We start from the raw sequence: 22,627 nt of genomic DNA on the forward strand, positions 1-22,627 counted from the left end.
CGGACGCTCAGCGCCCTTCCCACACCGGCGGCCGTTTCTCGACGAAAGCACGAGGACCCTCGACCGCGTCACGACCGTGCATCCGCCGTTCTTCCTCGGGATACCGCGCCCCGAACGCGGCCTCGAGCGGCATGTCCAAGGAGGCGAGAGCAGCCTGTTTCACCGCCCTCACCGACTGCGGCGCGCAACGCAGCAGATCGGCCACCCACCCCTCGACGCATTCGTCCAGCTCCGCCGCGGGGACGACGTCGTTCAGCAGGCCGAGTTCCGCGGCCCGGGCGGCGGAGAACCGGCGGCCGGTCAGCAGGTAGCCCATCGCCGGTTTCAGCGGTGCCTGCCGTGCCAGCCGGAAAACCCCGCCGGCCCCGGCGATCAGCCCCAGCCGGGGTTCCGGGAGAGCGAACTCCGACCGGTCGCTGGCCACTGCGAGGTCGCAGGCGAGCACCAGCTCGAAGCCTCCGCCGAGGGCGTAGCCGTCCACGCGGGCCACGACCGGCTTGGTCAGGGTGAACCGGTCGGTAAGCCGGGGCGCGCCGGGCTTTCCCCTGCTGCCGAAGCTCGACACGGCACGGGGTCCGGCGTCGAGTTCCTTGAGGTCCTGCCCTACGGAGAACGCCCGTCCGCCCGCGCCGGTCAGCACGACGGCGCGCACGTCGTCGTCGCGTTGGACGTCGGCCCAGACTTCGCCCAGTTCTTCGTGCATCGCGGCGTTCATCGCGTTGAGCACCTCGGGCCGGTCCAGCGTGACCCGGGCGACGTGGCCGGATTTCGTGTAGCGGACGGTGGCGGTCATGTTCTCTCCCGGACGCGATCGACCCGCCCGCGGCCGAACCGGGCGAGCTGGGTGATCCATTGTGGACAAATAAGCGATTTCCTTGCATTGAAACGGTGTTTCCGCCACTCTCGGAGCTATGGGGGTTGCGCGCGCCCGTGGCACCCCGACCGGGGACCCACCGCCGAACGCGCGCCGGAATCAGGAGCGGAAACATGACGACGACATCGACGAACCGGGCCGCAGGCACCGTCGGGGACGCCCGGGTGACCGGCGTGATCGACGGGATCAGGGCACAGCAGGACGGGATGATCCAGGCGATGATGTCCGACCCGCGGAACATGGCGGGCTTCGGCATTTCCGTGTCCGCGTTCAAGGGGGACACGCTTTACGTCCTGGCCCGGGCCACCGGCGCGAAGTGGATCGTGGAGTGCGCTTCGTCGTTCGGAGTATCCACCATGTACCTCGCGGCCGCCGTGCGGGACAACGGGGGTGGCCGGGTGATCGGCGCGGAGATCGTGCCGGAGAAGGTCGAGACCGCACGCAAGCACCTGGCCGACGCCGGGCTTTCCGAATACGCCGAGATCCGCGAGGGTGACGCGAAGGAGACTCTCGCCGACGTCGCCGGAGAGATCGACTTCGTGTTCCTCGACGGCTGGCCCAGCGAGCCGCCCACGTTGGCCCGCACCGTGATCGAGCTGCTCCGGCCCCAGCTTCGGCCGGGCGCGCTGATCGTGAACGACAACATCGAAGACGACTACCTGGACTACGTGCGGGATCCCGCGAACGGTTTCCGCAGTGTCACGCTGCCGCTGCTGGCCCCGGCGGACGCCGGGATGTCCAATTTGAGCCGCTCGGAGTTCGAATTCACCCTCTTCGGCTGAGTGCACCACGCCGGCTGGAGTTCCGCGTAAACGGCCGCCCTGGCTACGCCGGGCGGCCGTTGCCGTGCCCGCCTTCCCGAACCACTTTCCCAGGGGGTACCGATGACCACATCTTCCACCGGCGGCGCCACAATGCCACCGGGCCCGCGGCTGCCGCGTCCGCTGCAGGCGATCCTGCTCGCGAAATACCGGCACCGCTGGCTGCCCCGGCTGCAGCGGCGTTACGGTGACACGTTCTCGCTGCGCCCGGCCGTCGGCGGCGACATGGTCGTCATCACCGACCCGGACCAGGTCAGCCGGCTCTTCACCGGCTCGCCCGAGGTGTTCCACGCCGGGGAGGGCAACGCCGTGCTCCGCCCGCTGGTCGGCGCGGAGTCCGTGCTGATGCTCGACGAGGAGCGACACCTGCGGATGCGGCGGATGCTGCTGCCCGCATTCGGGAGCACCGCCATCAAGGGCTATCACGGGATGTTCGCCGAAATCGCCGAGGACGAGGTCGCCCGGTGGCGGCCGGACCGGCCGTTCGGTCTCTACGACCGGATGGAGGAACTGACGATGGAGGTGATCCTCCGCGTCGTGTTCGGGGTGTCGGACGAAGCCCGGCTCGCCCCGCTGCGCGGCCTGATGAAGAAGCTCGCGCGGGCCGGGCTGCTCGAAATGATCGGCTGGTCGGTGCCCGCGCTGGAGCGGTTCGGGCCGTGGCGCCGGTATCGGCGGACCCAGGACGCGGTCGACCAGCTGCTCTACGCCGAGATTGCCGACCGCCGGGCCGCTCCCGACACCCCCGAGCGCCGTGATGTGCTCTCCCGCATGATGATCGCCTCCGAGAACGGCGGCGGATTGTCCGATGTGGAGCTTCGCGACCAGCTGATCACGTTGGTGATGGCCGGGTTCGACACCACGTCCGCGGCGCTGGCCTGGACGTTCCACGAACTCGCCCACCGGCCGGCGCAGCTGGCCCGCGCCCGCGAGGCCGCCGCCCGCGACGACGACAAGTACCTCGAAGCCGTCGTCAAGGAAACGCTGCGGCTGCGGCCGGTGCTGCCGCAGCTCGGACGGCGCCTGACCGGCCCGGCGACGGTGGGAGACCGGGTGCTGCCCGCCGGTGTGTCGGTCATCGCCGCGATGACGCTGATCCACACCTCGCCCCGCCACCACGATGCCCCGGCGGACTTCCGGCCCGAGCGCTTCCTCGGCACAGCGCCCGCGACCGGCAGCTGGATCCCGTTCGGCGGCGGGGTGCGCCGCTGCCCCGGCGCCACGTTCGCCACCCTCGAGTCGATCACCGTGCTCAAGGCGGCGCTGCTGCGCTATGACCTCCACCCCGAGCACGACCGGCCGGAAACCGCCCGGATCCGCAACGTCATGCTGGTTCCCTCGCGCGGCACCCGGGTCGTGGTGCGGCCACGCGGCTGAGCCGTTCACCGCAGCCAGTCCTCGACCGCACGCGCGGTCGTGCCCGCGTGCTCCTCGAGCATCGTGAAGTGATCGCCGGGGACGTCCACGCTGTGGTCGGCCGACGGCCACCGAGCCCGCCAGGAATCCCCGGGGGGCACGTCGGCTTCCGCGCACGGGCTGCTCGCGCGGACGTACAACGTCGGTACCGAAACCGGCGACGGCGCCCAGGAGGCGAAGATCCGGTAGTAGGCCCCGACACCGAGGACACGGGTGTCCGATCCGCCAGTGGTGTGCCGTTCCCGGGCCCACGCGCCTTCGGCGACCATGCGGGCGTACGCCGAATCCGAGGCGCCGAATTCGGGTTCCGGGGTGTCGAGCAGCACCAGCGCCCGCGGCGGCGTGCCGTTCTTCTCCAGCACCGCGGTCATCGCATGGCCGATCCAGCCCGCGCCGGACCGGCCGAGCACGACGAACGGCGCGCCCGCTGCGGCTTCCAGCGCCGCCTCGGCTTGGACCTCGGCCAGCGCGTTCACGTCCGCGGGCAGGGGCTCGCCTTCGCCGAAGCCCGGCGCCGGCAGTGCGTGCACGTCACGGATCCCGCGGAAGAAGGCCGCGAACCGCGCGTATTCGACCGGCCCGGCCAGAAGCCCGAACGACGCCGGGCAGATCAGCACCGGCCGCTTCGGACCTTCGGCCAGCCGTACCGGCCGGCCGCGCGGGGCCCGGTCGGCCGCGCCGGTGAACGACGGCCGCACCCGTGACGCCGCCTTGGCCAGCTCGATGCCGTCCCCGAGGCGGCCGAGCCGGCCGGCTTCCAGGTACAGCGACGTGAGATCGGTGGCCGGCGGCCCGGCCGGCGCCGCGGCGAGGACGGCCAGGCCGGCGGCGAGCATGTCCAGCGTCCCGGCGTCGTAGAGCAGCGTCGTCGGCACGTCCAGGCCCGTCGTGGCGACGAGCCGGTTTCGCAGCTCGGTGACGGTCAGCGAGTCGAACCCGAGTTCCAGCAGGCCACGGCCGGCGTCGAGGGTACGGCCGGAATCGTGGCCGAGGACGGCCGCCGCGGTGTCGCAGACCAGGCCGGTCAGCAGCTCGGTGCGCGCGTCGTCGTCCAGCTTCGCCAGCTGCTCCCGCAGGTCCGGCACCGGAGGTTCGGCCTGGCCGGCCGCCACCGGCGGGACTTCCGTGGCCGGGGCGTCCAACCAGAACCGGCGCCGTTGGAACGCATAGGTCGGCAACGGCACCGGCCGCGCGGCAGCGAGCGCGGCCAGGTCGACGTCCACGCCGTGCGCCCACAGCGCGCCCAGGGCGCCCGGCAGGTGTTCCGGAGCCGATCCGGTCCCGACGACGAGAAGACCGCCGTCCACCGGGATTTCCGCGTCGGCGCCGCAGACGACGAAGGTGTCGTGACTCTCCGACAGGCTGTGCAGGAGCTTCTCGAACGCCTTGGGTGTCCCGGAGTGCGGAGTGCGGGACGATCGGAACGGAATCCCACCGTCGCGGCGGATTTCCTCGTCGGCGGGCAGGCTGCCGGTCGCCACCAGCCGTGCTCCCTCGGCGAGCGAGAGGATTCCGGCCACGCATGCTGCGGCGATTTCCCCGGTCCCGTGGCCCACGACCGCCGCGGGCACGACTCCGCAGGCCTGCCAGAGCCGGGCGGACGCGATCGCGGCGGCCCACTGCGTCGCGGCTTGCCCGGGCTCGAGAAGTGCCGTGCACTCCTCGAAGGCGGCGGCGAAAACCGGTGAGGCGGCACAGAACGCATCGGCCGGGGTCGCGGGTGTGCCCGTGAAGACGAACACCGGACGGCGCGGCTGCGCCGCGGGTCCGCTGCCGTCGTTCGCCAGCGCCGCCAGGCCGGTCCGCAACTCGGCGACGTCCGCGCCGGACACCACCGCGCGACAGGCGAAGGCCGGACGCGCGGCGAGCGCGGCCGCCACCTCGGCGACCGGCACGTCACACTGATCGTCCACAAAGGACCTGAGTCGGGCGGCCTGGGCGCGCAACGCGGTCGCGTCGGTGCCCGACAGCGGCCACGTGACCACCGTCGTGACCACCACGGGCGCGGCCGCCGGGGCCGCCGCGGGCTGCGGCTGTTCGAGGATCACGTGAGCGTTGGTGCCGCTGATCCCGAAGGCCGACACCCCTGCCCGCCGCGGACGTCCGGCCTCGGGCCACGCCCGCGACGTGGTCGCGATGGCGAGAGCCCCTGCCGTCCAGTCCACCTGCGGAGACGGCTCATCGGCGTGCAACGTCGGCGGAACCACCCCACGCCGCATCGCCTCCACCATCTTGATCACCCCGGCCACACCCGCCGCCGCTTGCGCGTGCCCGATGTTCGACTTCACCGAACCCAGCCACACCGGACGATCCACCGGACGCCCCTGCCCATAAGTCGCGAGCAATGCCTGCGCCTCGATCGGATCACCCAGCGACGTCCCCGTACCATGCGCCTCCACCACATCCACGTCCACAGCGGACAACCCGGCCGAGGCCAACGCAGCACAGATCACCCGCTGCTGCGACGGACCATTCGGCGCCGTCAACCCATTAGACGCACCATCCGAATTCACCGCACTGCCCCGCACCACTGCAAGCACCTCATGCCCGTTGCGGTGCGCATCCGACAACCGCTCCAGCAGCAGGACGCCCACCCCCTCGGCCCACGCCGTGCCGTCGGCGGCGGCGGAAAACGGCTTGCAGCGGCCGTCCGGAGCCAGGCCCCGCTGGCGTGAGAACTCCACGAACGCCGCGGGCGTCGCCATCACCGTGACCCCGCCCGCCAGCGCGAGATCGCATTCGCCGTGCCGAAGCGCCTGAGCGGCCAGATGCACCGAGACCAGCGACGACGAACACGCCGTGTCGACCGTCATCGCCGGACCTTCCAGCCCGAAGGCATAGGCCACCCGTCCGGACGCGACGCTGCCCGCGCTTCCGCTGCCCAGCTGGCCTTCGTAGCCATCGGGCACGCGGAAGAACCGGCTCGCGTAGTCGTTGTACATCACGCCGGTGAACACGCCGGTCCGGCTGCCCCGCAAGGACCCGGGATCAAGCCCCGCCCGCTCGAACGCCTCCCACGACGTCTCCAGCAACAACCGCTGCTGCGGATCCATCGCCAGGGCCTCACGCGGCGAAACCCCGAAAAACGCCGGATCGAAATCCGCCGCGTCGTACAGGAAACCGCCCTCACGGACGTACGTGGTCCCGGCCCGGTCCGGATCCGGATCGAACAACGTCTCGACGTCCCAGCCCCGATCCGAAGGCATCGGCCCGATCGCGTCGGTCCCCGCCGCGACCAACTCCCACAAATCCTCCGGCGAGGCAACGCCACCCGGGAAACGACACGCCATCCCCACGATCGCCACCGGCTCATCCACCACGACAGCCCGCACGACCGGTGTCTCCGGCGTGACCGGTGCCTCGTCGGCGACTTCGGCCGCGAGGAAAGCGGCCAGCGCCAAGGCGTTCGGGTAGTCGAACACCAGCGTCGGGGCGAGGGTCAGCCCGGTCGCTGCCGCCAGCCGATTGCGCAGTTCCACCGCCATCAGGGAATCGAAGCCGAGTTCACGAAACGCCCGGCCGTCCCCGACCGACGCCGGATCCGCGTGCCCGAGCACCGCGGCCACTTCGGCCCGGACGTGCGCGAGCACCGCCGAGACGCGCTCCGGCTGCGGCAACGCGGCCCACCGCTCGCGCGGGCGACCGGCCGCCGGGCCACGCCGCGTCGTCCGCAGTATTCCGCGCAACAGCGGCGGGACCTCTCCGCCCGCCGCGTCACGCCGGGCTGCCTCCAAGTCCCACTCCATGGGCAGAACGAGCGGGCTGCCGAGCCCGAGCGCCGAGTCGAACAGCCGGACACCGTCCTCTTCGGACAGTGCACGCAGCCCGGCCCGGCCGAGCCGGCGCCGGTCCCCCTCGGCCAGCTTGCCCGCCATGCCGCCGTCGGCCGCCCACGGACCCCACGCCAGGGACACCGCGGGCAGCCCGAGCCCACGGCGGTGGGCGGCGAGTGCGTCCAGGAAACCGTTGGCGGCGGCGTAGTTCGCCTGTCCCGGGCTGCCCAGCACCCCGGCAGCCGAGGAGAACAGCACGAACGCGGTGAGCGGGCGGTCCTTCGTCAGCTCGTGCAGGACCATGGCGCCGCCGGCCTTGGGCCGCAGCACGCGGGCAAGGCGATCGCCGTCCATGGCGGAGACGACACCGTCGTCGGTCACGCCCGCGGCATGCAGCACCGCGGTGACCGGATGCTCGGCCAGCACCTGCGCCATGGCCGTGCGATCGGCGACGTCGGCCGCGACGACGGCGACCTCGGCGCCGAGCGCCACCAGTTCGTCCCGCAGCCGTGTGGCCTCCGGGGCATTCTCGCCCCGCCGCCCGAGCAGCACCAGCCGCTTCACACCCGTCCGGGCGAGGTGGCGGGCGAGGGCGGCACCCAGTGCCCCGGTCCCGCCGGTGATCAGCACCGTGTCGGCAGCACCCAGCCGCGGCGCGCCGTCCTCGGGACGTCCCGCGCGAGCCAGCCGCGGCACGAGGGCCACCCCGTCACGCACAACCACCTGCGGGTCCCCGGCGAGCACGACGGCGTCACCAGGGCCTTCGGTGTCGGCCAGCAGAACGCGGCCCGGATGCTCGGCCTGGACCGAACGCACCAGGCCCCAGACCGCGCCCGCGGCGAGGTCGCGGACACCGGCCCCGGTGTCGATCGCGCCCCGGGTGTGCACCAGCAGCCGGGTCCCGTCCAGTCTCGGTTCGGCGAGCCAATCCCGCACGACCTGCAGGACCCGGCCGACGACGTCCGTCACCTCTCCGGCTGGCACCGGCAGCACGGCCACCGGCGGCAGGTCCGCTCCCGGCTCCAGGAGCGTCGCGACAGCAGCTTCCCTCGCCTCGAGGACGACCCCCTCGCCTGGCACCGGTTCGGCAGTTTCGGCTGCTGGCACCCATTCCAGCTGCCACAGGGCGTCCCGAAGGGAGCCGGTGAGATCCGCGTCCTCCGGCAATGGCCTCAGGGTCAGCGCGTCGACCGTGAGCACCGGACGCCCGGCGCCGTCAGCCGCCGTGATCGCCACTGCGTCCGGCCCCGCCGGGCGCAGGGTGACGCGCAGTTCGTCCGCCCCCGGCTGGTGCAGGCTGAGGCCGGTGAAGGAAAACGGCAGCCTGGGCGCGTCGGGGCCGGCACCGGCCGCCAAGGCGTGCAGGGCCGCGTCGAACAACGCCGGGTGCAGACCGAAACCACCGCCGGTGGTGCGCACCTGCGCGAAGAGATCTGCGCCACGTCGCCACACCGCTTGCAGGCACTGGAACTCGGCCCCGTATTCGAGGCCCGCGCCGGCCAGCCGCGGGTAGAGGTCGCCGGTCGGCACGCGGACCGCGCCCTCGGGCGGCCAGGGTCCCGGCACGACCGGTTCGGGGGCAGTGGGCACGAGCGTCCCTTCGGCGTGTTTGAGCCACTGCCCGTCTTCTCCGGTGTCCGGCCGGGCATAGATCGCCAGCGGGCGACGCCCGGCGTCCGCCGGTCCGCCGACGACCACCTGCAGCCGGATCCCGCCCGTCGCGGGCAGGGCCAGCGGCGTGTGGACGGTCAGTTCGCCGACCGAATCGCACCCCACCTCGTCCCCGGCCCGGACGGCCAGTTCGGCGAACGCGGTCCCGGGCAGCAGCACGATTCCGGCGACGAGGTGGCCGGCCAGCCACGGCTGTGCCGCGAGCGAGAGCCGTCCGGTCAGGACCACTCCGGTCTCGTCCGCGAGCGCGACGGCGGCACCCAGCAGCGGGTGCCCGGCCGCGGTCAGCCCAGCGCCGCCGAGGTCCCGCGGTGACCCCGTCGGGCCGCCGAGCCAGAATCGCGCACGCTGGAACGGATACGTCGGCAGGTCGACGCGCCGCGCCGGACGTCCGGCGAACACCGCCGCCCGGTCGAACCCGACGCCTCTCGTCCAGAGCCGGCCCAGGGCACGCAGCAGGGCCACCGGCTCGGGGGTCCCCGGCCGCAGCGCCGCAACCGCGGTCACGCCGGCCCCCGGCAGACAGCCTTCGGCCAGCCCGGTCAGCACTCCGGCCGGGCCCAATTCGAGCAGCGCCGTGGCCCCGGCGCGGTGTGCCGTGGCCACACCGTCGGCAAATCGCACGGCGCGGCGGACGTGGCCGACCCAGTACTCCGGCGTGCAGATCACGTCCGGCTCGGCGAATTCGCCGGTGACGTCCGAGATCAGCGGCAGCTGCGGGGCGGCGAAGGTGACGCCGGCCAGGACCGCGGCGAACTCGCCGAGCACCGGCTCCATCCGGGCCGAGTGGAAGGCATGGCTGACCCGCAGCCGGTTCACCCGGTGCCCGTCGGCTTCCAGCTCCCGGGCGAGCCCCGCGACGGCGTCCTCGTCGCCGGAAAGGACCACGGAGCACGGTCCGTTGACCGCGGCGAGCGAAACCGACTCCGCGTAGCCGCGCAGTCGTATGTCCACTTCGGACTCCGAAGCGGCGACGGCGATCATCGCCCCGCCCGGGGCGAGCCCCTGCATCAGCCGCCCGCGGGCGGCGACCACCCGGCACGCGTCCGCCAGCGACCAGATCCCGGCCACGTGCGCGGCCGCCAGTTCGCCGATCGAGTGGCCGAGCAGCACGTCTGGCCGGATCCCCCAGGATTCGAGCAGCCGGTGCAGCGCCACCTCGACGGCGAACAACGCCGCCTGCGTGAACATCGTTTCGTCGAGCCGGTCCCCCGAGCGAACGACTTCCTTCACCGACTCACCCAGCTCGGCGTCCAGAAGCGCACACACCTCATCGAAAACCTCGGCATACACCGGAAACTCCTCGGCCAGCGCCAAGCCCATCCCGATCCGCTGGGAACCCTGGCCCGCGAACAGGAAGCCGAGCCGCACATCGGGATCGCTCTCGGCGGCTCCGGTGCCTTCCACGATTTCGGCCAGTCCGCTCCGCAGTCCGTCGTCGTCTTCGGCGACGACGACCGCGCGGTGGGAAAAGACCGCCCGGGTGGTCGCGGCGGAGTAGGCGAGGTCCAGTCGCCGCGGTCCGCCGATCGCCGCGGTGAAGGCCGCGGCCTGGGCCTGAAGCGCCTCCCGCGTCTTCGCCGACAAGAACAGCGGCACGGGCGCGGTATCCGGTCCGGGCTCGGATGTCTTCTCGGGTTCGTGTTCCAGGATCACGTGGGCGTTGGTGCCGCTGATCCCGAACGAGGACACCCCCGCTCGGCGCGGACGGCCGGTTTCCGGCCACGGCCGCGCCTCGACGGCCAGTTCGACCGCACCACTGTCCCAGTCCACATGGGAGGAACGCTTCGCCGCGTGCAGCGTCGCCGGGACGACGCCGTGCCTCAGCGCCATCACCGTCTTGATCAGCCCGGCCACACCCGCCGCCGCTTGCGCGTGCCCGATGTTCGACTTCACCGAACCCAGCCACACCGGACGATCCACCGGACGCCCCTGCCCATAAGTCGCCAGCAACGCCTGCGCCTCGATCGGATCACCCAGCGACGTCCCCGTACCATGCGCCTCCACCACATCGACGTCCATAGTGGACAGACCTGCGGCGGCCAGCGCGTCGGAAATCACCCGCTGTTGCGAGGGACCGTTCGGTGCGGTCAGGCCGTTCGACGCGCCGTCGGAGTTGATCGCGCTGCCGCGCAGCACCGCCAGCACCGGATGCCCGTTGCGGCGCGCATCGGACAACCGCTCAACCAGCAGCACGCCGACACCCTCGGCCCATCCGGTCCCGTCCGCGTCCGCCGAGAACGGCCTGCACCGGCCGTCCGGGGAAAGCCCGCGCTGGCGCGAGAACTCCACGAACGGCGCAGGCGTCGCCATCACCGTGACCCCGCCCGCCAGCGCCAGCTCGCACTCGCCGCGGCGCACCGACTGCGCGGCCAAATGCAACGCCACCAGCGACGACGAACACGCGGTGTCGACCGTCAACGCCGGGCCTTCCAGCCCGAAGGTGTAGGCCACCCGGCCGGAGGCGACACTGGCCGCACTGCCGCTGCCGAGGAAACCCTCGAAGCCGTCCGGAATCTCGCCGAACCGGCTCGCGTAGTCGTTGTAGATCACGCCGGTGAACACGCCGGTCCGGCTGCCCCGCAAGGACCCGGGATCGAGCCCCGCCCGCTCGAACGCCTCCCACGACGTTTCCAGCAACAACCGCTGCTGCGGGTCCATCGCCAGGGCCTCACGCGGCGAAACCCCGAAAAACGCCGGATCGAAATCCGCCGCGTCGTGCAGGAAACCGCCCTCGCGCACGTACATCGTACCCGGCTGCGCGGGATCCGGGTGGTAGAGCCGGTCGGTATCCCAGCCGCGGTCGGCGGGCATCGGACCGATCGCGTCGGTCCCCGCCGCGACCAGGTCCCACAGGTCTTCCGGCGAAGTGACACCACCCGGGAACCGGCACGCCATCCCCACGATCGCCACCGGCTCGTCCGCGGCCGGCACCGGGCTCCGCTCCGCCGTCGCGACGTCGCCGCCGAGCCGCCCGAGCAGGTACTTCGCCAGGGCCTGCGGGTTCGGGTGGTCGAAGACCAGGGTCGCCGGCAGCCGCAAGCCGGTGCGGGCTGCGAGCCGGTTGCGCAGGTCGACGCTCATCAGGGAGTCGAAACCGAGCGTCTTGAACGCCTCCTCCGGCGCTACTCGCGCCGGGTCGGGATGGCCGAGCGCGCCGGCCACCTCGCCGCGCACCAGCCCGAGCACGTGCCCCAGCCGCTCGCCGGCGGGCAGCCCGGCGACCACGCGGCCCAGCGCCGGGCCGTCCTCGGTCTCGCAGACACGGCGGCGGCGGGCGCGGACCAGCCCGCGCAGGAGTGCCGGGGGTGCCTCGTCGCGGGCCAGGATCGCCGCGAGGTCGAGGCGGGCCGGGACGGCCAGGGCGGCGTCCGTGCCGACGACTGCGTCGAAGGCGGCCAGACCGTCCTCGGTGGACAGAGGAGCCACACCGGAACGACGGAGCCGTTCCAGGTCGGCATTCATCCCGGCACCACCGGCCGCCGAAGCCGCCCAGTAGCCCCAGGCGAGCGCCACCGCGGGCAGCCCCCGGCCCCGGCGGTACGCGGCCAACGTGTCGAGGTAGCCGTTCGCCGCCGCGTAGTTCGCCTGCCCTGAACTGCCGAGCACCCCGGCGGCCGACGAGTAGAGCACGAACGCGGACAGCTCCCGGTCCGCGGTCAGTTCGTGCAGCCACCGGGCGCCGTCCACCTTCGGCCGGAAGACCCGGTCGAGCCGTTCGGCGTCCATCGCGTCGAGCAGGCCGTCGTCGGTGCCGCCGGCGGTGTGCACCACGGCGGTGATCGGGTGCTGCGCAAACACCGCCGCGAGGGCGTCGCGATCGGCGACATCACCCGCCACGACGGCGACGTCCGCGCCCGCCGCGGTCAGCTCGTCCCGCAGTTCGGGCACCCCGGGCGCGCCAGGCCCGCGGCGGCCGAACAGCACCAGCGCCCGCACCCCGGCGGCGGCCAGCCGCCGGGCCAGTGCCGAGCCGAGCACCCCGGTGCCGCCGGTGATCAGCACGGTGTCGTCCGGGCCGAGACGTCCCGGTGTCGCGGCCGGTGCCAGGCGGGCCAGCCGCGGGACCCAGGCTTCGGTTCCCCGGACCGCCACCTGCGGTTCCCCCAGCGCGACCGCCGCGGCCAGTACACCGGTGCCGAAACGGTCCACGTCGACCAGCACGATCCGGCCCGGGTGCTCGGCCTGCGCCGAGCGCACCAGGCCGTGCACCGCCCCACCGTCCACATCGGACACTTCCGGCCCGGTGCCGGGCACCGCCACCACCCCGGAGGTCACCACGACCAGCGTCGAGGCGGAGAACCGGTCGTCGGCGAGCCAGTCGTTCAGCACGCCGAGGACGGCCCCGGCCGAGGCTCGCGCGTCCGCCGCCGGGCACGGCACCACCGCGACGGCCGGTGCTGCGTTCAGTTCGGCGAGCCCGGAAACCCCGGCGCCCCAGCCGAAATCCCGTTCGCCGAGCACGACCCAGCCGGCCTGTCCCGGCGTCTGCGGCAGTGGGGCGGGAAGCCAGTCGAGGGTGAAAAGCACGTCCCGCAACGGGTTCACCCGGGTCACCACCGACTCGGCATCGACCTCGCGCACAGCCAGTTCGGCCACCGACACCACGGGGCGACCTGCGGCGTCGGCGGCTTCGAGCGCCACCGTGTCCCGGCCGAGGGTGACCAGGCGGACGCGCAGACTCGCGGCACCCGAAGCGTGCAGCGACACACCCGACCAGGCGAACGGAAGCCGCAGCCCGGGAGCGGGTTCGTCCTGCGCGAGGCTCATTGCGTGCAGCGCCGCGTCCAGCAGCGCCGGATGCAGGCCGTACCGCCCGAGGTCCGCACGCACGCCGTCCGGGAGGCGGACCTCGGCGAAGACCTCGCTGCCCCGCCGCCAGGCCGCGCGCAGGCCTTCGAACGCCGGTCCGTAGCTGTACCCTGCCTCGCGCGCGGCCGAGTAGAAATCGTCCACCGCAACGGGTTCCGCTCCGGTGGGCGGCCACTGCGCCAGTCCGGCCGGCTCGCCGGCGCCGGTCGGGGCGAGCACCCCGTCGGCGTGCCGGACCCACGGCAGGCCCTCGTCGGTGCGGCTGAACACGGCGACGGTCCGCCGGCCGCCGTCGCCGGGCTCGCCGACGACGACCTGGAGTGCCACACCGCCACGCTCGGGCAGGAACAGCGGCGCGTGCCCGGTCAGCTCTTCGAGGTGCTCGCAGCCGACGTCGTCCCCGGCGTGCAGCGCCAGTTCGACGAATGCCGTGCCCGGCACCAGAACCGCGCCCGCGATCGCGTGATCGGCCAGCCACGGCTGTGCGGCGACCGAAAGCCGCCCGGAAAGCAGCCGGCCGCCACCCTCGGCAGGCTCCACGACGGCTCCGGTCAGCGGGTGCCCGGTGGCCAGCAGGCCGGTGCTGCCGAGATCCGCGCGGGTTTCCCCGGCCTCGAGCCAGAACCGCTGCCGCTGGAACGCATACGTCGGCAGCTCGACAGCGGCCGGCCCGGCGAAACCCCAGTCGACGGGGACACCGGCCACCTCCGCTTCGGCCACCGAAGCCAGGAACCGCGCCAGACCGCCGTCGGCCCGCCGGAGCGAGCCGACGACGGTGGCCTCGGTCCCGACGTGCTCGAAGATCTGCTCCACGCTCGTGGTGAGCACGGGATGCGCACTGCACTCGACGAACACCCGATGCCCGTCGGCGAGCAGGGCCGCCACCGAGGCGGCGAAGTCCACCGGCTCCCGGGCATTGCGATACCAGTACCGGGCGTCGAGTGCCGTGGTGTCGAGCAGGCCGCCGGTCACCGTGGAGTAGAACGGCACCTCGGCAGGCTGCGGAGTCAATCCGGCCAAGGCGGGCAGCAGCGCTTCGCGCATCCGCTCGACCTGGGCCGAGTGACCGGCCCGGTTGACCCCACGCAGCCGCCGGATAGCCACGCCGTCGGCCACGCACTCGGCGAGGAAGGCCTCCACCGGCTCGACTTCGCCGCACACGGACACCGAGGCCGGTCCGTTGACCGCGGCTACACTGATCCCGTCGCCCCGGCCGGCGAGCCGGGCCCGGACCTGCTCCGCGGAGAGCCCGACCCAGCCCATCGCCCCCGGCTCGACCAGTTCGGCGAACAACCGGCTGCGCACCGCGACGATCTTCGCCGCGTCCGTCAGTGACAGCGCCCCGGCGACACAGGCCGCCGCGATCTCCCCCTGCGAGTGCCCGACGACCGCGGACGGCTCGACGCCGTGCGAACGCCAGAGCTCAGCGAGCGAGACCATCACGGCGAACAGCACCGGCTGTACGACCTCGATGGGTTCGAGCCCCGGGGCGTCCGGCGCCCCGCGCAGGACATCGCGGACGGAAAAGGCCAGGTGGGCCGAAAACGCGGCGTCGCACTCGGCCATCCGCCGCGCGAACACCGGCGACGAATCCAGCAGGGAGACCGCCATTCCGGCCCACTGTTGTCCCTGCCCGGGGAAGACGAAGACAAGCCCGCCGTCCGGCCCGGTGCAGCCGTGCACGAGTCCGGCGGCCGGCTCTCCGGCGGCCAGCGCGTCGAGGCTGTTCACCGCGTCGTCGCGGTCGGCGCCGAGGACGACGGCGCGGTGCGCCAGCGGCGAACGACTGACCGCCAGTGCGTGCCCGATGTCTACTGTGGACAGATCGGGGTGCGCGCGGGCGAACGCGGCGAGCCGGACGGCTTGTGCGCGCAGCGCGGCTTCGGTGGCGCCGGAAAGCCGCCACGGCACCGGCCCCTCGGGCCCGGCCGCGGGCTCCGGGTCAGCGGCCGGCGGCGCTTCCTCGATCACGACGTGCGCATTGGTGCCGCTGATGCCGAAGGAGGACACGGAACCGCGGCGCGTCCGCCCGCCCGCCGGCCAGGCCGCGGGCTCGTGGAGCAGGGACACCGTGCCCAAGGACCAGTCGACGTGCGGGGTCGGCTCGGCCGCGTGCAAGGTCCGCGGCACGACACCGTGGCCCAGCGCCAGCACCAGCTTCAGCACGCCCGCGACACCGGCGGCGGTTTGCGTGTGCCCGAGGTTCGACTTCACCGACCCGAGCCTCAGCGGGCCCGCGGCACCCCGCTCCCGGCCGTAGGTGGCCAGCAGCGCGCCCGCTTCGAGCGGGTCACCCAGTGGCGTCCCGGTGCCGTGCGCTTCGACCACGTCGACGTCGGCGGTGGACAGACCGGCGTCAGCCAGCGCCGCCCTGATCACGCGCTGCTGCGCGAGACCGTTCGGCGCGGTGAGGCCGTTGGAGGCGCCGTCGGAGTTCACCGCGCTGCCGCGGACCACCGCCAGCACCCGGTGCCCGTGCTTTCGCGCGTCCGAGAGGCGTTCCACCACCAGAACGCCGACGCCTTCGGACCAGCCGGTGCCGTCGGCCCCGGCGGCGAACGCCTTGCAGCGCCCGTCCGGGGAGAACGCCCGCTGCCGGCTGAACCCGATCATCGACGACGGCTTGGCCATCACCGACACCCCACCGACCAGCGCCAGCGAGCACTCGCCCGCGCGCAGCGCCCGGGTCGCGAGGTGCAACGCGACCAGCGAGGACGAGCACGCGGTGTCGACGGTGAGCGCAGGCCCTTCCAGCCCGAAGGCGTAGGCGATCCGGCCGGACAGCACGCTCGGGGTGCTGCCGGTCATCAGGTGGCCCTCGGTCCCTTCGGGTGCCTCGGCCAGCGGTGGGCCGTACTCCTGGAACGTCGCCCCGACGAAGACGCCGGTGCGGCTGCCGCGAAGCGAGTCCACCGGGATGCCGGCGCGCTCGATCGCCTCCCACGACGTCTCCAGCAGCAGCCGCTGCTGCGGATCCATCGCTTCGGCCTCACGCGGGGAAATCCGGAACAGCCCGGCGTCGAAGTCCCCGATCCGGTCAAGGAACCCGCCGACCCGCAGGTACGACGTGCCGGGGTGGTCGGGGTCGTCGTGCAGCAGCGTCTCCAGGTCCCAGCCGCGGTCGGCGGGCAGCCCGGAGACGACCTCGCCACCGGTTTCCAGCAGCCGCCACAGGTCTTCGGGTGTCTCGATGCCGCCGGGGAACCGGCAGCTCATCGCGACGATCACGACCGGATCGGTGCAGGTCGCCGCGGGAGCCGGCCGGTCCGCGAGGGGATGGGTCGCGCCGGAGAGTTCCGCACGCAGGTGGTCGGCCAGCGCGGCCGCGTTCGGGTGGTCGAAGACCAGGGTCGGGCCGAACCGCAGCCCGGTCGCCGTGCCCAGCCGGTTCCGCAGCTCGACCGCGGTCAGGGAATCCAGGCCGAACTCGGTGAACGGCCTCGTGGCCTCCACCGTGGTACCGGGCGCGAGCCCGAGCACAGCCGCGAGGTGGCTGCGGACCAGGGCGAGCAGGTCCCCGGCCGCGGCGGGACGAGCGACCGGCGCCGGCCGGGGAGGCGCCGCGGGCCGCAGCCCGCGCAGCATCGGCGCGACGTCGTCCCCGGCGGTCCTCAGCGCGGCGAGGTCGAGTTCGGCCGCGACGACGGCGGCGTCCGCACCGGCGCGGGCGAGATCGAACAGGGCCGTCCCGGTTTCCGTGGTGAGGACGCCGAAACCACCACGCCGCAGTCGCCGCCGGTCGGCTTCGGCGAGGCCGGTGGTCATCGTGCCGGCCTCGGCCCACAGGCCCCAGGCCACCGACGTCGCGGGCAGTCCTTCTGCCCGCCGACGATGGGCGAGCGCGTCGAGGACCGCGTTCGCCGCCGCGTAGTTGCCCTGCCCGGGTGCGCCGAGGGTGCCCGCGGCGGAGGAGAACAGCACGAACTCGGTGAGGTCGTGGTCTGCGGTCAGCTCGTGCAGGTGCCGTGCCCCGTCGGCCTTCGCCGCCAGCACCGTGTCGAACCGGCCGGCGTCGAGTGAGGTCAGGACGCCGTCGTCGACCACGCCCGCCGCGTGCACCACCATCGACGGCGGACGCTCGGCCAGCAACGCCGCGACGTTCTCCCGCACCGAGACGTCGCATGCGGCGAAGGTGACCTCGGCGCCCATGCCGATGAGGTCGGCCGCAAGCTCGCGGGCGCCGGGAGCCTCCGCGCCACGGCGTCCCGCGAGCACGAACCGGCGCAGACCGTGGGTGGCGGCCAGGTACCGCGCGGTGCGCGCGCCCAGGGCACCGGTCCCGCCGGTGATGAGCACCGCGCCGTCCGGATCGGGTGGCACCGGCACGGTGAGCACGATCTTGCCGACGTGCCCGGCCTGGCTCATCCACCGGAACGTGGCGGGCGCGGTGCGGACGTCCCGCACGGACACCGGAAGAGGCTGCAGCCGCCCTCCGGCGAACAGCGTCATCAGCTCGGCGAGCAGCTCACCCAGCCGCTCGGGACCGGCGTCGAACAGGTCGAAGGCCCGGTAGTCGATCCCGGGCCCGACTTGCTCCGCGGTCCGCACATCGGTCTTGCCCAGCTCCAGGAACCGGCCCCCGCGCGGCAACAACCGCAAACCCGCGTCGACGAACTCCCCCGCCAGGCAATCCAGCACGACGTCGACACCACGCCCACCGGTCGCAGCGAGGAACTGCGCTTCGAAGGCGGTGGTCCGGGAATTCGCGATCCGCTCCGCCGGAACACCCGAAGCCGCCACCGCAGACCACTTCGCCGGACTCGCCGTCGCATACACCTCCGCGCCCAGATGGCGAGCCAGCTGCACCGCGGCCATCCCGACCCCACCCGCCGCGGCGTGCACCAGCACGGCCTCGCCCGCGCGGAGATCCGCCAGCTCGACCAGGCCGTAATACGCGGTGAGGTAGGCGATCGGCACGGAAGCCGCCCGGACGAACGACCAGCCGTCCGGGATCGGGGCGAGCAGCCGGGCATCGGCCACCACCTGTGGCCCGAACCCGCCGCGCACCATCCCGAACACGCGCATGCCGGGCTCGAAGCCCCGCACCCCGGCCCCGGTTTCGAGGACCACGCCCGCGATTTCCCCGCCGAGTTCGGCCTCGCCGGGATAGAGCCCGAGCGCAAGCATGACATCGCGGAAGTTCACCCCGGCAGCCCGCACACCGACGCGGACTTCACCCTTGCCCAACGGCCGTTCCGCTTCTGGACAGGGGGCGAGGACGAGGCCGTCGAAGGTGCGGCTGCCGTCGACGTCGAGCCGCCAGGCCCGGGTGTCCGCGGGTGGGGCGAGAGTCACCTCGGCACTCACCCGGACCAGCCGCGGCGCGAGCAGCTCACCGCGCCGCACCGCGATCCACGGTTCTCCGGTCGCGACCGCGGCCTGGATCACCTCCGGCTCGACCTCTCCGGCAAGGACATCTACCAGCCCGAATCGGCCGGGATGTTCGGCCTGGGCCGAGCGCACCAGCCCGCCCACCGCGGCGGCGGCGAGCCCGGGGGACTCACCGGCGGACACCGCAGCGCCGCCGCGGGTCACCACGGCCAGCACCCCGTCCCCGTCCGCGAGCCAGGCCTGCAGTCGGTCTGCGGTCGTCCTCAGCGCGGCCCGGACGTCATCGCCGAAGTCGGTTAGCGGCCAGATTTCCGCGTGCCCGGCCGAGGCGGCCGGGGTGGCGGGGCGCCAGGCCGTGCGCAACAGACCGTCCGATGTGGACAGTCGACGCAGGGCATCCGCGGGCAGCGGCCGCAGGGTCAGCGAGCGCACCGAAGCGACCGCGTTTCCCGCGGTGTCCGCGAGATCCACGGTGACCGCGTCCGGCCCGTGCGGGGCCAGCCGCACCCGCACCACCGTCGTCCCGGCGGCGTGCAGGCTCAGGCCGGTGAAGGCGAACGGCAGGCGGGGTGGGCCGGCCGGCTCGTGCTGCCCCAGCACGAGTGCGTGCAGCGCGGCGTCGAGCAGCGCCGGGTGCAGTCCGAAGATCGCGGCGTCGCCGTGGCATTCGGCGGGCAGCGAGACTTCCGCGAACACCTCGTCGCCGCGGCGCCACGCGGCCCGCACGCCGCGGAACGCGGGACCGTAGTCGAGCCCGCCGTCGGCAAGGCGCAGGTACAGGTCGTCGATCGCGACGGCTTCGGCGTCCGCGGGCGGCCACGACACCGGCGCCGGCGCCGGCCCGGCTGCGGGGAGGAGAAAGCCTTCGGCGTGGCGGACCCACGGCTCGCCGGACTCTGCGGCGTCGGGCCGGGCATGGACACTCACCGCGCGGCGGCCGTCTTCGCCGGGGCCGCCGACCACCAGCTGCACCCGGACCGCACCCGATTCGGGCAGCGCCAAGGGCCGCAGGACGGTCAGCTCGTCGACGACGCGGTAACCGAGTTCGGCTCCGGCTCTCAGCGCGAGTTCGGCGAAGGCGGTGCCCGGCAGCAGGACCGTTCCGGCCACCACGTGCCCGGCCAGCCAGGCCTGCGCGGACAGGGAAAGCCGCCCGGTCAGGAGCACGCCGTCGCCCTCGGCCAGTGCGATCGCGGCGCCCAGCAGCGGGTGCGCGGCCGGGGTCAGCCCGGCCCCGGCGACGTCGCGGGCGGCGCCCGCCGGTTCGTCGAGCCACAGCCGCCGACGCTGGAACGGGTAGGGGGGCAACGGAATCCGGCGAACGTCGCGGCCTTCGAACACCGCGGCGGAGGAAACCGGCGCTCCGGCCGCCCACAACCGTCCCCAGCCGCGCGCGACGGCCACCGGCTCGGCGATGCCGTCACGCAGCAGCGGAACGCAGCTCGTTCCGGCGGGCACGATCTCCTCGGCGAGGGCGGTCAGCGCCCCGCCTGGGCCGAGTTCGAGCACAGCACGCACATTCAATGCCGCGATGGCATCGGCGAAGCGGACGGCGCGGCGAGCGTTGCCGACCCAGTAGCCGGGCGTGCACAGCGACACCGGATCGACGGGGGCGCCGGTCACGGTCGAGACCATCGGGATCTCCGGCGGCCGGAACACAACCGTGCCCAGTACCGCGGCGAACTTGTCGAGCATCGGATCGACCAGCGGCGAGTGGAAGGCATGGCTCACCCGCAACCGCTTGACCCGCCGGCCCTTCCCCTTCAATACGCCGGCAATCGCGAGCACCGCATCCTCGTCGCCGGAGAGGACCACCGACGACGGCCCGTTCACCGCCGCAGTCGCGACCCGTTCTCCCGCATCGACAAGCAGTTCGTCCACTTCGGACTCCGATGCCGCCACAGCGACCATCGCCCCACCCGGGGCAAGCGCCTGCATCAACCGTCCGCGGGCAGCAACCACCCGGCACGCATCGCCCAACGACCACACACCGGCCACGTATGCGGCGGTCAGTTCACCGATCGAATGTCCCAGCACCACCGCCGGACGCAGCCCCCAGGACTCCACCAGCCGGAACAACGCCACCTCGACCGCGAACAACGCCGCCTGCGTCCGAACGGTCTCGTCCAGCCGGTCACCAGTGAAAACGGCGTCCCGCAAGGAAAATCCGAGCTCGGCGGTCAGGAGCGCACACACCTCATCGAAAGCCTCGGCATACACCGGGAACGCCTCGGCCAGCCCGAAGCCCATGCCCGTCCACTGCGCGCCCTGGCCCGGGAACACCAGCGCCACGTCCGTGGCCATCGCATGGTGCGGGGTGGATTCGCCGGACGCGAGCGCACGCAGACCGGCGAGATCGTCGGCCACCGCCCGGTATTCGAACACCGCGCGCCGGGTCAGGGAGAACCCGGCGTCCACCGGGCGGACGTCGTCGGTCAAGATCCCGGCGAGCCGGGAAGCGTGCTCCCGTAACGCTTCCGGTGTCCTGGCCGACAGGTGCAGGGGCGCCGGACCCGCGTCGGGGCCGGGTTCCGGGGTCTCCTGCGGGGTGTGTTCGAGGATCACGTGGGCGTTGGTGCCGCTGAAGCCGAACGCCGACACCCCCGCCCGTCGCGGACGTCCGGCCTCGGGCCATGCCTGCGAGGTGGTGGCCAGCGCCACCGCACCGTCGGTCCAGTCCACCCGCGGGGAAGGCTCGTCGGCGTGCAAGGTCGGCGGAACGATGCCGCGCCGCATCGCCTCCACCATCTTGATCACCCCGGCGACGCCCGCCGCCGCCTGCGCGTGCCCGATGTTGGACTTCACCGAACCGAGCCAGAGGGGGTGGTCATCGGGACGGCCCTGGCCATAGGTCGCCAGCAGCGCCTGGGCCTCGATCGGATCGCCCAACGCGGTCCCCGTGCCGTGCGCTTCCACCGCATCGACATCCACAGTGGACAGACCAGCCGACGCCAACGCGGCGCGGATCACTCGCTGCTGCGAAGGGCCATTCGGCGCCGTCAACCCATTCGACGCACCATCCGAATTCACCGCTGAACCCGCAACCACCGCAAGCACCTCGTGCCCGTTGCGTTGCGCGTCCGACAACCGCTCGACCAGCAGCATCCCGGCACCTTCGGCCCAGCTGGTGCCGTCGGCCCCGGCACCGAATGCCTTGCAGCGGCCGTCCGGCGAAAGCACGCGCTGGCGGCTGTGCTCGACGAACGCGCCCGGACTCGCCATCACCGTGACCCCGCCCGCCAGCGCGAGTTCGCACTCCCCCAGCCTCAGGGACTGCACCGCCAAGTGCAGGGCCACCAGGGAGGACGAACACGCGGTGTCCACCGACACCGCAGGGCCTTCCAGCCCGAAGGTGAACGCGATCCGGCCGGACACGATGCTCGCTGCCGTCCCGCTGCCGACGTGACCCTCCACGTCCTCGGGCAAGGTGCGCAACCGCAGCGCGTAGTCGCCGGCCATGACGCCGGTGAACACGCCTACCCGGCGACCGCGCACCGAGGCAGGATCGATGCCCGCCCGTTCGAACACTTCCCACGATGTCTCCAGCAACAACCGTTGCTGCGGGTCCATCGCCAGGGCTTCACGCGGCGACACCCCGAAGAACGCCGGATCGAAATCGGCCACGTCATGGAGGAAACCGCCCTCGCGGACGTACGTCTTCCCGGCCCGGTCCGGATCCGGGTCGTACAGCGCCGCGACGTCCCAGCCCCGGTCCGAAGGCATCGGGCCGATCGCGTCCACGCCGCCCGCGACCAGTTCCCACAACTCCCCCGGCGAAGCGACCCCGCCGGGGAACCGGCAGGCCATGCCGACGATGGCGATCGGTTCCCGGGCACGATCTTCGGTTTCCCGCAACCGCCGGTGGGCCGCACGGCCGTCCTCGACCGCGCGCTTCAGGTAGTCGCGGAGCCTGTCCTCTTCCCGCATCG

Annotated in this window: 4 protein-coding genes; 2 read left to right on the plus strand and 2 right to left on the minus strand. The window is 73.1% G+C overall.

From position 1 onward, the window contains the following. Positions 1–7: 7 nt before the first annotated feature. Positions 8–793: an enoyl-CoA-hydratase DpgD gene (gene dpgD, locus OG738_RS34525; RefSeq protein ID WP_329047342.1), complete on the minus strand. Its 786-nt coding sequence runs from the start codon at positions 791–793 to the stop codon at positions 8–10. A 194-nt stretch (positions 794–987) separates the two neighbouring features. Between dpgD and OG738_RS34530 the strand changes: the two genes are divergently transcribed. Next, positions 988–1,656 (plus strand): O-methyltransferase, encoded by a 669-nt coding sequence (locus OG738_RS34530; protein WP_329047343.1) that lies wholly within the window; start codon positions 988–990, stop codon positions 1,654–1,656. A gap of 102 nt (positions 1,657–1,758) precedes the next feature. Continuing rightward, a complete protein-coding gene (locus OG738_RS34535; protein WP_329047344.1) occupies positions 1,759–3,072 on the plus strand; it encodes a cytochrome P450 in 1,314 nt (437 codons plus the stop codon). Between the two features lie 5 nt (positions 3,073–3,077). Here the strand turns inward: OG738_RS34535 and OG738_RS34540 are convergent, their stop codons facing one another. Next, a complete protein-coding gene (locus tag OG738_RS34540; RefSeq protein ID WP_329047345.1) occupies positions 3,078–22,625 on the minus strand; it encodes an SDR family NAD(P)-dependent oxidoreductase in 19,548 nt (6,515 codons plus the stop codon). Positions 22,626–22,627: the final 2 nt, after the last annotated feature.

It is taken from the genome of Amycolatopsis sp. NBC_01488 (assembly GCF_036227105.1).
GTDB lineage: Bacteria > Actinomycetota > Actinomycetes > Mycobacteriales > Pseudonocardiaceae > Amycolatopsis.